Genomic DNA, 11273 nt, shown 5'->3' with positions numbered 1-11273 from the left:
GCTAATAATATCACGCCAATTAAGTTTTGGCCCATTTGTGGAAAGTCTATTTGAGGCCGTACTCCAACATTCAAGCAACATTTTTTGAAAAATGGTCGGGGTGACTGGATTCGAACCAGCGACCCACTGCTCCCAAAGCAGTTGCGCTAGCCAGGCTGCGCTACACCCCGATTATATTTGCAAAAGACATATCTTATTTGCGCAGTGCACTCGAGTCAATCGGTAGATTGTGTTGCAGCGCGTGAAGTGTGAAAAAAAAGAAGTTGATTTTTTACTCAATGCGTTCCTAACATTGGGGGTGATTAAAACGATTTTAATTTTTGCTGGTATTCGTGTGGGTAATTCTGTAGTTATGGGCCCGTGTGAAATTAACAAAAAATAAAAACAGCTACGAAATAAACAATTAAAGAATGTCAACCAAGAGGAGACGAAACTAATGAAGAAATTACTAGCAGTACTTGCTGTGGCTACCTTGTCAGGTACCGTTGCAAATGCTCAAGACAAAGGTACAGAATTTAAATTCGGTGGCGAACTTCGCCAACGTTACGGTTTAACACAAAATGGTACTTTCGTTGCTAACGGTGCTCACTCAGAGCAACGCTTTGAGCAGCGCAATCAGTTTCACATCAATGCAGTTTCAAGTGATAAGCTTCAAGCTTACTTCAACTTGATCCACACTGCACTTTGGGGTTCAAACGTTAATGTTACAACCAACCCAAATAGTGCTGCAACATTGGGTGCCCATAATACAACAGGTCTAACTGGTCTTAATGGCGTGCAAATGAGTGAAGCTTGGCTATGGTGGAAAGTTTCAGACATGGTTAGCCTAAAAGCTGGTCGTTCAACTGCTGCCTATGGTGCAGGTTTAGTTCTTTCCAAAGGTGACTGGGGCGGATCTCCCAATGTATTCGACGGTGCTTTAGCTCGTTTTAGCTGGGATTTCCTCGATCTTGATTTCGCTGGAGCAAAGCTAGTAGAAACGGGTATCGCTACACCAATTCTACCTGCAACTTCAGTAGCAGCAGTATCAAATACTACTGATGCTGAAGTTAATGCTTGGGTATTGCATGCTTCATTCAAAAATCTTCCCGATGTTTTGAAAGCTGCTGATGTATTCGTAATACAAGTTAATGGTGATGCAATAGGTGCTGCACCTGCTGCAAATGGCGGATCATTTGCTCCTGGTATCAGTAACACTGCTGGTACAAGTACACACACTCCAAAGGGCGCGTACAATTTAACAACGTACGGTGCTCATGTTAAAGGTGATGTTGCTATTATCGACTACCGACTTGATCTTGCTATGCAATCAGGTAAACAAAAAACACAAACTGCCGGTGCTGCAGATATGAGCTACGGTGGTTCAATGTATGATCTCGAAGTCGGAGCAAACTTTCCTGAATTCATGAAGGGTCGTTTGTATGCTGGTTATCACATGGACAGTGGCGATGATGTAACTGCTACTGGTTCAGGCGATAAAAACGAAGAGTATCAACCTTTATTCGCTGATACCTACGGACGTGTAGGACGCGCTAACATTTTTGGTTTTGGTAACTTAACCAATATCCGTCTTGGTTTAACTGTAGCTCCTGATGAAAATTGCGTGGCAGGGATTGAAGCAAATCTTCTCAGCCGCACAAGTGATAAATCTGGTCCCACAGTACAAGGCTTACAAGGAACAAGCTTTAATACTAACGCAGCTGCTGTGAGTGCAATAACCAACAAAGACAAAGCTCTTGGTACAGAGATTGATCTTTGGATGAAGCATAACTACGGTCATGGTTTCTCCATGCTCGGTCAGTTCAGCTACGTTATGTTGGGTAACTACTTTACACCCGGTGCTCCTACTGCAGCAGCTACTTACGCTGCATCAGTTGGAAAAAACGCTTGGCAGTTATTGGCTCAAGCTCAGTACAACTTCTAATTTAGAAGTAAGTTGCGTGCTCGGATAGGCTCAACTTGTAAACTAGACTATAGATACGCCCCATGTCTGAAAGGACATGGGGTTTTTATTTTGAGATAATTCAGTTATAGGCGACAATTAAAAATATATGACAAAACTCATCGCACTCATTTTCATCTTATCGGGTGTTGGTCTTGGGTTTTCGGGTGCTTACCGCACTTGGCAATCTAAAGATCCTCGGTATGCAAACCAAAATTTTATGGCCGGCTGGGAGCGCGATCTTCAAAAATTAGAAAAAACAAAATTTTTGCATCCAGGTTTTAGAAATCTGCAAAAAATATTACTTATTTCTCCATCAGAACGACTTAAAAATATTTACGCTACTAAGCCATTAAATCTTCAAACCCACGATAACGGAAAATTTAGCCTAGAAATTTTTATGGATGAAGTTGCTGGTGGAGGTGTCGTTGTTCAGTATGATCTTATCGATATGCATACTGGCAACACCGTCTGGGAGTTAGGCCGCACATTTTCGTACAATGTAGGTAAGTAACAAAAATACGTAGTTTTTTAATTTTGTCCAAATTTTATCAGGCTTAAGAATTCTTTTCGTGTCACGTCTGAGTCTCTAAAGACACCTTGCATGGAACTTGTCACCATTGATGAGTTTTGTTTTTCAACACCTCTCATCATCATACAAAGATGTTTGGCCTCAATTACGACTCCAACTCCTCGAGGTTCAAGCAGATCAACAAGTGTTTGTGCAATTTCAGTGGTTAATCGTTCTTGAACTTGAAGGCGTCTGGCAAATACATCGACCATGCGTGCGACTTTACTTAAACCTACAATTTTCCCGTTTGGAATATAAGCCACATGAACTTTACCAAAAAACGGAAGCATATGATGTTCGCAAAGACTGTACATTTCGATGTCTTTAACGACGACCATTTCATCGTACTGTTCGTGAAAGATAGCGCCATTGAGAACTGTACTGGGGCATTTAGCGTAACCGCTGGTGAGGTAAGCAAGGGCTTTAGCATAGCGCTCAGGGGTTTTTAGAAGGCCTTCACGCTTGGGATCTTCTCCGATGTGGTTGAGAACATCGCGTATGTTGTCACTTAAATGTGTGAGATCGCTCTCAGAAATCACAGATGTTTTGGCTAGTAGCGTCTTTGATTTTTTCTTTTTCATGGGATGTTCCTACCATAGATTGAAGGCATCAAAAAGAGTCTTTTTAAAGTTGTGTTGAGGGAGGCGCTATGGGAAATTGATGGCCGTGCAACTTCTTGAGGTCAAACATCTCAAAAAAGTTTATCAAAGGGGCCAACAGCAAGTTGAAGCCCTTAAAGGTGTTTCTTTTACCGTCAATCGTGGACAATTTACCGCCATCATGGGGCCAAGTGGCTCCGGGAAAAGCACACTTCTGCATATGATGGGAGGTCTAGATCGGCCAACTTCAGGTAGCGTTATTCTCGACGGCCAAGCAATTGAGACCTATGGTGATAACGAACTTTCAGCGTTTCGAAGACGCCGGTTGGGCTTTATTTTTCAATTTTTTAATCTCTTACCCACATTAACAGCTCTTGAAAACGTGGCCTTGCCACTTTTGTTAGATAAACAGCCAATGAAAAAAATAGCTCCAAAAGCTCAAGATCTATTAACGCTTATTGGTCTTAAAGATCGTATGGATCATAAACCTGATCAACTTTCTGGTGGAGAAATGCAAAGAGTGGCCATTGCTCGCGCGTTAGTGACAGACCCTTTACTGATTTTAGCAGATGAGCCTACAGGAAATTTAGATTCAATAACGGGTGCTAAGGTTTTAGAACTTTTAAAGCTTATGTCTATTCAGCGTGGTCACACGGTACTCATGGTCACACACGATATCAAGGCTGCGTCTTATGCAAATCGTTTAATTAAAATGCGCGATGGTCACATCGAATCTGATACACGATCTGAAAATCTTGAGGAGCACAGGGAAACCCCTCGTGCGTAATTTATTTAGGTTTGTTGGTTTAAGACATTTATTAAACAGGCCTGGAAGAACTCTTCTCACTACAATTGGCGTAGGTCTTGGTGTTTCACTTTATATCGCAATAGAAATTATTAATCGCTCAACACTTGCTTCATTTAAAGAAAGTATTGATGCGATTGCGGGCAAAGCACAATTATCAATCACAGCCGGTGAAACAGGATTTCCTGAAGATAAAATAGATATTTTTCAAAAAATTTCAGGTGTGAAGCATGCCGTACCTATGATTGAGGCGCACGCCTATTTCGCTGGTACAAAGGTTTCAAATGAAACGCTTGTTATTTTAGGTGTCGATCTACTTAAAGAACAAGGGGTGCGCACTTATAAAACTACTGATGAAGAGGTAATTGAAGATCCATTAGTGTTTCTTAATCAACCTGACAGCATTATTTTAACCCATGCATTTGCAAAGTCTCATGGCCTTGAAATGGATTCTGTTTTTGAAATTGCAACTGCTCGTGGAAAAAGAAAACTAACAGTGCGCGGTCTTTTAACTCCCGAAGGCCCAGCACGTGCTTACGGTGGAGCGCTTGCCATAATGGATATCGATGGCGCGCGCGTTACTTTTGGAAAAGAAAATAAAACAGATCGCATAGATATTATTCCCACAGACGGTATTGATCTTGAAGTCGTGAAACAAAATATTACCGAGAGCTTGGGCCCCGGGTTTGATGTGCAAAGACCCAGCAGTCAATCTGAAGGCATGGAGAGGTTGGTTAAGAGTTACCAAGTGATGCTTTCATTTTTTAGTCTTCTTGCACTCTTGGTCGGGCTTTTTTTGGTAACAAACTCGGTAAGCATATCTGTTGCTGAGCGCCGAAGAGAAATAGGTACGTTGCGCGCCCTCGGTGCGACACGTGTGGGTATTTTAATTTTATTTCTTTCAGAAGCGGTAGTTATGGGTGTGGTTGGAGCCTTCGGCGGAGTTTGGTTGGGGCGCTGGCTCTCGACAATATTACTAAAGACTGTGACAACTTCACTTTCGCATCAGTACATGATGCCCATTAAGTCTTCGAAAGTGGTGTTTGGTTCAGAGGAAATGATTTTAGGAATTATACTAGGTGCTGGAGCCTCATTTATTGCGGCGTTAATCCCTTCATTTCGAGCAACTTATATTCAACCCCTTGAGGCAATGCGAAAATCAGAACTTAGTCAACAAGTAGCGAAGAAAAATATTTTTACACTTTCACTTGTCACGGGGTTGTTGTTACTTATTTTTCTCACGATTTCATCTAATTATCAGTGGCGTAACCAATCTGATTTTTTAAGAATATTAAATCAGGTTTCAACAATGGTTGGGCCAGCATTGGTCGGGCCAACGGTGGTTGCAGGGCTAATATTTCTTTTTCGTTCTTTTGCAATACGTATGGGTGGCACAGTCACGCGTCTTGCTTATGATAATCTTTTAAGAAATCCAAAACGCACGGGGAGTAATGTCACAACACTTATTGTTGGTCTTATTTTAGTTATTATTGTTGCATCAATGAACGTGAGTTTTAAATCGACCATTGTGGGTTGGTTTAGCCGAGTTTTGCACGTCGATCTTCTCGTGGCATCAAACGGAAATTTAATTACCTATGAAGTTCAACCTCTTCACGAAGACATTGGAAAAAACTTAGAAGATATTCAAGGTATTAAAAAAGGTCCACACGGGGGCACCTATGCAATACGTTTTATTCATCTTCAGTATGAAGGTAAGCAATTAGCGCTAAAAGCATATGATGAGCCGCACCCTGATGAGAAGTATTCTGTTTTTGATGTACAAGATAGAAACGTTGAAGAAGCAGGACGCGAGCTCTTTCATTCTAAAACTCCCACTGTGTTTGTTTCTGAGAATTTCGTCATGCATTTTAAGAAAAAAACTGGCGATGTGATTGAATTAAATACTCCTACTGGTAAACATAAATTTCAAATTGCTGGTGTAATAGTTGATTTTGCGTCTCCTGAAGGCATTTTTTATATCGACCGAGTAATGTATAAAAAATTATGGAATGATTCTTTGGTTGATGGTTTTGGTATTAAGGCACTTCCCGGATATGACCCAGCACTTATTAGAAAAGAAATTGATCAGCGTTTTGGCCAGTCGTTAAATTTGATGACCACCTCAAATTCAGAACTTAAAGAGGGCATTAATCGAAGTATTGATGAAAGTTTTGCCTACACATACGCAATACAAATGGCAGCACTGTTGGTTGCACTTCTGGGCCTCTTAAATACATTTATGATCAGTGTTATTGAGCGAACACGAGAATTAGGAATGTTGCGTGCTGTAGGTATGTCACGTGGTCAAATGATGAATATGATTTTACAAGAAGCATTGGTGCAAGGGGGTTTTGGGGCCCTGGTCGCAGTTGGTTTTGGTGCATGGATTTCTGAAATGTGGATTCGAACATCACTTTCTCAGGTTTTGGGTTGGATTATTAAGTTTTCATTCCCTTGGTCTGCAATCGCTACCACTATTGGCGCTGGAGTTTTAATAACATTGATTGCCGGTGTGTATCCGGCGTGGCGTGCATCACGTCTCGAAATTAGAGAGGCCTTAGAGTATGAATAAATTGAGAAACGTTAACGTGAGTAACATTAATTGGAAAAATGGTAACTTAATACATTGTGTTTTTACTGCATTAACGTTGATATGTGTTTTGTTAGATGTGCAAAGCGCATTTGCACTTTCTGCAAAAGAGATAATGATTAAAAATGAAGACGCTCGAAAGATTCAAGACGTCACATCAAAAGCAGTGCTTACAACCGGTGGTGGAAAATCTAAAGAGCGCGTTAAAGAATTCACGTGGTGGAGAAAACTTCAAAAAGATAATATTCGTTTTAATACGCTAACAAGATTTCATTTTCCTCCGGAAGTAAGAGGTGAGGGGATTTTATTTTTAGAACATGAAAATGATCAAACTGATGTTCAGATTTATTTGCCTAATTTTAAAAAAATACGGCGAGTTGAAAGCCAACAACAAAGTGGAAGTTTCATGGGGTCAGAATTCTCATATTCAGACATCGCAACTCCACATGTTGATGATTACACCTATAAAATGCTTAAAGAAGAAGATTGCCCAGAGGCTACTAGCATTCGATGCGCTGTCATTGAAACTGTTTTGATTGCTGATAAAGTGAAAGAGCGAACAGGTGCCTCGCGCATTGTTTCATGGATTCGAATGGATAATTATATGTCTGCTAAATCAGAGTATTTTGATTTAGCAGGTTTGCTTTGGAAAAAAATGAGTGCAAGTGAAATTAAAGAGGTCGATATCAAACTTCATAAATGGATGACCCATCATATCAAGATGGAGAATGTTAAAAATAATCGCTATACTATTTTGCATTTTAGCCAAGCAAAAGTGAATGTGGGTATTTCTGATTCCATATTTACGCCTCAAAATTTGGCGCGTGATAAATGATGGTGATTAAGTCTTTAGTGTCATTAGTATTGATTGCATTCTGGATGACAACTTGTAGTTGGATTTCAGTTGGTCATAGTCATGAAGGCCTTAATTTAGAATCTGCTTCAGAATCACATTTTGAATTATCCACATCAGGAAAATTTTTTACCGATATATATTTCCCTTATCAAAAAAACATTGCGCCTAAAACATTTAATCAATTTGCAACATCAGCATGGCTGCAACTAGATGGTCAGTTAAATGATAATTTATCTGGACGCCTGATTTATCAGGGAGATTTTTTTGACGGAAATAATTCTAGGCTCACTGGCGATAAAGCCGGTACACATTTAAGAAATACAATTCGAGAAGGTTATGGCCATTACACAAATATGGGGTGGGAGCTAAAAGCGGGTAGGCAAATTATTTCATGGGGTAAATCTGATGTTGTTAATCCGACTGATTTTTTATCGGCAAAAGATTATAGCTATCTAGTTGCTGATGATGAAACCAGACGTGTTGCAAGTACTGGGCTGTGGTCGTCATGGACGCCTGAGGAGGGCCGTTCTCCATTGAATGTCACCTTAGTTTGGATGCCCTATTTTGCACAATCAAAATGGCTGATTTCGCCTGATGTGATTCCAGCACAGGTCGTTGTTGGTGGTGTAGAAACTCCGGATCCGATCTTAGCAAATGGTGAAGTCGCAGCTAAACTTACCTATACAGGAGATAGTTGGGATAGTTCTATTAGTGCATTTTCAGGTTGGGATCACAGGCCTTATTTAAAAGAAATAAATCACACTGTTATGCCACCGATTGTAACAAACCTATCTCAGAGTTTTAGTCGCATCAATGCCTTGGGGGCGGATGGTTCTTATGTCAGTGGCAAATGGATATATCGCGGCGAAGGGGCTTATGTTCGTACACCTAATAATGATGGGGCAAATACTTTGATTAAGCCCACACATTTTAATTCAGCGTGGGGAGTAGAGCGCCCCGTGAGTGATGATTTTAGAATCCAAGGGCAATTTTTATACAAATATTATCCACAATACACAGCTATTGATCAAACAACTGGTGCAGATTTGATTTCAAGTTCAATTAATCGCCAGATTGCTCAAACCAATGCATTAATTTTTCGTTATCAAGAGCAATCTCAACCTGGTGCAACATTTCGATTGAGTTATGCAAATGATGAGAATCACTTTGATGCTGAAATTTTTTACATGCGCTATTTTAACGGTGGTGATTATTTAATAAGACCCAAAGCTTCATATGCGTGGACTGATCTTTTTCGAACAACATTAGGTGTTGATTATTATGGTGGCCCAAGTGATCGAGCACTTGGTACATCAAGTACATACAATTCAGTATTTTTTGAAGCAAAATATTCGTTTTAAAATGAGATTATGCGGCTAATTTATTTAGTATTTTATTTAGAACACCATAGATGTGTAGGGGTTTTTTAAGACCTCTGATTTCTTGAAGTCCTAAATCTGTAAACTTTGATTTTACATCTTGAGTAATTGAATTAAAAACTGCTCCTGAAATAACAATACCAGAATCATATTCCTTACATAAACTTTCAAGTCGTGCAGTGGCGTTTACTGCGTCGCCAATAACAGTATGCTGCATTTTTTCTTTTGCACCAATACTTCCTAAGATTACTTTGCCCGAATGAACGGCTACACCTACTTGTAAATCAGGAAGTCCAAGTTCTTTAAATTTTTTATTAGTTTCATTAATTTTAAGATGCATACCCAATGCAGCGGTAACTGCTTTTTGATGTGCAGCTTCAATGCTCAAATCAGGTTCATCGATGTATGCTAAGATTCCATCACCAATAAACTTATCTACTGTGACACCGTTTAATGTAAGCACTTCAAGCATGTCTGCAAAATATATGTTTAAAATCTTAACTACGTCTTCAGCGGCAAGTGAATTTGACATTTGTGTGAAGTTACGAAGATCAGAAACAAGGAGTGTTATTTCTTTAAGCTCACCATGAATCTCAAGTTTTTTATTACTAAGCACGCGATCTACAACTGAACTTGTCGCATAAGAGGTGAGGCCTTGCATGAGTCTTGTGCGTTGCTCAATGATTGTTGTCGTTTGGTTTAGGGCTTTAAAGATACTTTCCCAAAAACCAGATGCAATAGTGGGTGAGTAGTAATGAGGGTTAAGATTTGAAAGGGCATCAAGATGTTTGTGAACTGAATCAATAAGTCGTTTTTCTTTTAAAAATGTAAAAGTTTTAATCAACATGTACCACGCAACAACTAATGCAAAAATTTTATATGTTTCAGCTTTGAGCATCAAAGATGTCTCAGCATCAATTTCAAAATCTTCGCTAAGTGTTGTGTATTTTGCATAGATATAAGTGCAACTAACGACGATGACTGCCATCGTTGGCAATGCATTCCAGAAATGACTGAAAGTCCAGCGTGTTGTGAGGCCAAGTATCGCCTCTTTAGTGGTTGAGAAATTAATATCTTTTGTAGATGCGTGATTTCTTAGCCAACCTTGTACCATCCAATCGATGATACTTGATTGTAAAACGCCTAATAAGATTGCTGTGTAGAAAAAGGCGATATTCATTTTATCTAAAGTAGGCTGCGGAACTTGCAGACTTTCTAAATAAGCGTTTAAAAAATAATTTGCGACCACAAAAGATGTGAAATGACTTATCAAGATAAAAAACGGAAAGTAACGAATAAACCCTGTGCGCACTGGATTTTTTTTATATTGTTTTAAAAATACCAGCCATGCAACGCTTGTTAACAAGGCATTGATACTTAAAACTGAGATCGAAAATATTCCATTAAATTTGCAGCCAAAAAGAAAGCCTAAATTATTAAGTACGGGGCAAATATGCACACCGTAAATTGATAAAATAGGTATAGCCGCAAGGTGTATGAAAATCGCGGTACCTATTCCAAAAATGTAATGTGCTTTTCTCATCAATTAAGTATCGGAAAATCATGTGTTTTAGGTAATGAGTAGGCGTAAATTATTGATGAATTGTCTCAAAAAGATGGCATTTTTAATAATCTGGCAAGACTTCGCTTGGAAAAAAATTGGTCTTTAGCAAGACTCACCAGGCACTATGGTCGGCCCAAGCCCAGCATATGATGGAATCAAAAAGCCTTAACTCTTATACCTGATAGATAAAACCGGCCAAGATTTTATCGCAAAAAAGGTTATCCGACATGCCATAAGGGTTGGGTTTAGTCACCACTAACTTTTTTGAAAACCTTCCAAAGTCGATCAACATCTTCTTTAATCAGTTTTCCTAAGAAAGTAGTGAAGGGCAGTCTCTGAGCGGCTGCTAAAAGTTTTATGCGTTGAAGTAGTTCACTGTTAACGCGCATATTTACTTGTTTAGATGATACCAAGGGAATATCTGATCGTTTCTCAACCTTCTCAGTGATATTCTCTATTTGTTTCTTTGATAAAGTCTCAAGTTTACTTTTCTTAGTTTTCATTTGTTTTGACCTCTCTTTTTCTTTCTTCTGTAAGCATTAATCACTCCTAACACCTCTAAAAACTCACCTTCAAAAAGCCAAATGATTCTATAAACCTTATTGGGATTTCCAATTTCGACATCGGCAACAAAATATTCAATACCGTCTACAGTCGAATCAACAGGGAAGGTTCCTTCATCTAAAGCCATCACCAATTGCAAAATAATCTCGTCGTTCATAGAGGAGCTGTGCTTAAGAAGATAATGACGGCCTATAAGAACAGAACTTATTTTATGATTGTTAACAAAAATTTTTAACGAATAATGCTTTGGCTTGTCACTCATGAAGAGTCAACTCCTTAATATCCTATACATTATATATTATAACTATCTGTAATTACAGTATTATATTTTATATATGTATATCGTTAAACTTTAATTAATCCCCCCCTTTATGGCTGCCTACTTGCATATAACCACCTTGTC

At 39.2% G+C, this 11273-nt stretch carries 10 protein-coding genes and 1 tRNA gene; 6 read left to right on the top strand and 5 right to left on the bottom strand.

Features of this window, described 5'->3' with window-relative positions:
- Positions 1 to 92: 92 nt before the first annotated feature.
- A tRNA-Pro gene (locus tag SGI74_13075) sits at positions 93 to 170 on the bottom strand.
- A 266-nt stretch (positions 171 to 436) separates the two neighbouring features.
- On the opposite strand from SGI74_13075, the gene SGI74_13070 reads away from it, so the two are divergent.
- Positions 437 to 1924, top strand: a complete 1488-nt coding sequence (locus tag SGI74_13070; GenBank protein ID MDZ4678427.1) for an alginate export family protein — start codon at positions 437 to 439, stop codon at positions 1922 to 1924.
- A 127-nt stretch (positions 1925 to 2051) separates the two neighbouring features.
- A complete protein-coding gene (locus SGI74_13065) occupies positions 2052 to 2456 on the top strand; it encodes a hypothetical protein (protein MDZ4678426.1) in 405 nt (134 codons plus the stop codon).
- 17 nt (positions 2457 to 2473) lie between these two features.
- On the opposite strand, the gene folE is transcribed toward SGI74_13065, so the two are convergent.
- Entirely contained in the window at positions 2474 to 3094 is a 621-nt protein-coding gene (gene folE / locus SGI74_13060) for a GTP cyclohydrolase I FolE (protein ID MDZ4678425.1), read from the bottom strand.
- A 79-nt stretch (positions 3095 to 3173) separates the two neighbouring features.
- On the opposite strand from folE, the gene SGI74_13055 reads away from it, so the two are divergent.
- The 4 genes from SGI74_13055 to SGI74_13040 are packed head-to-tail and all read left to right on the top strand — an operon-like array spanning position 3174 to position 8724.
- A complete protein-coding gene (locus SGI74_13055; protein ID MDZ4678424.1) occupies positions 3174 to 3899 on the top strand; it encodes an ABC transporter ATP-binding protein in 726 nt (241 codons plus the stop codon).
- Positions 3892 to 6489, top strand: coding sequence for an FtsX-like permease family protein (locus SGI74_13050; GenBank protein MDZ4678423.1), 2598 nt, complete (start codon positions 3892 to 3894; stop codon positions 6487 to 6489). Before SGI74_13055 ends, SGI74_13050 begins: the two co-directional genes overlap by 8 nt.
- Entirely contained in the window at positions 6482 to 7342 is an 861-nt protein-coding gene (locus tag SGI74_13045) for an outer membrane lipoprotein-sorting protein (protein ID MDZ4678422.1), read from the top strand. Before SGI74_13050 ends, SGI74_13045 begins: the two co-directional genes overlap by 8 nt.
- Before the next feature lie 17 nt (positions 7343 to 7359).
- Complete coding sequence (locus SGI74_13040; protein ID MDZ4678421.1) at positions 7360 to 8724, top strand: hypothetical protein; 1365 nt, start codon at positions 7360 to 7362, stop codon at positions 8722 to 8724.
- A gap of 7 nt (positions 8725 to 8731) precedes the next feature.
- On the opposite strand, the gene SGI74_13035 is transcribed toward SGI74_13040, so the two are convergent.
- From SGI74_13035 to SGI74_13025, 3 genes are all read right to left on the bottom strand, one after another.
- The gene (locus SGI74_13035) at positions 8732 to 10285 is read right to left on the bottom strand and encodes an adenylate/guanylate cyclase domain-containing protein (GenBank protein MDZ4678420.1); all 1554 of its coding nucleotides are present in this window, start codon (positions 10283 to 10285) and stop codon (positions 8732 to 8734) included.
- 266 nt (positions 10286 to 10551) lie between these two features.
- Entirely contained in the window at positions 10552 to 10809 is a 258-nt protein-coding gene (locus SGI74_13030; protein ID MDZ4678419.1) for a hypothetical protein, read from the bottom strand.
- Positions 10806 to 11132 (bottom strand): hypothetical protein, encoded by a 327-nt coding sequence (locus tag SGI74_13025; protein MDZ4678418.1) that lies wholly within the window; start codon positions 11130 to 11132, stop codon positions 10806 to 10808. Before SGI74_13025 ends, SGI74_13030 begins: the two co-directional genes overlap by 4 nt.
- Positions 11133 to 11273 lie beyond the last annotated feature (141 nt).

This window comes from Oligoflexia bacterium, assembly GCA_034439615.1.
Lineage (GTDB): Bacteria > Bdellovibrionota > Bdellovibrionia > JABDDW01 > JABDDW01 > JAWXAT01.
The sequence above is the reverse complement of the archived record's forward strand: the minus strand, read 5'-3'. Positions and strand labels throughout refer to the sequence as shown.

Excerpts from the sequence above, each read along its gene's own strand:
- SGI74_13070 (MDZ4678427.1), top strand. The coding sequence starts at position 437 with ATGAAGAAATTACTAGCAGTACTTGCTGTGGCTACCTTGTCAGGTACC.
- SGI74_13065 (MDZ4678426.1), top strand. The coding sequence starts at position 2,052 with ATGACAAAACTCATCGCACTCATTTTCATCTTATCGGGTGTTGGTCTT.
- folE (MDZ4678425.1), bottom strand. The coding sequence starts at position 3,094 with ATGAAAAAGAAAAAATCAAAGACGCTACTAGCCAAAACATCTGTGATT.
- SGI74_13055 (MDZ4678424.1), top strand. The coding sequence starts at position 3,174 with ATGGCCGTGCAACTTCTTGAGGTCAAACATCTCAAAAAAGTTTATCAA.
- SGI74_13045 (MDZ4678422.1), top strand. The coding sequence starts at position 6,482 with ATGAATAAATTGAGAAACGTTAACGTGAGTAACATTAATTGGAAAAAT.
- SGI74_13035 (MDZ4678420.1), bottom strand. The coding sequence starts at position 10,285 with ATGAGAAAAGCACATTACATTTTTGGAATAGGTACCGCGATTTTCATA.
- SGI74_13030 (MDZ4678419.1), bottom strand. The coding sequence starts at position 10,809 with ATGAAAACTAAGAAAAGTAAACTTGAGACTTTATCAAAGAAACAAATA.
- SGI74_13025 (MDZ4678418.1), bottom strand. The coding sequence starts at position 11,132 with ATGAGTGACAAGCCAAAGCATTATTCGTTAAAAATTTTTGTTAACAAT.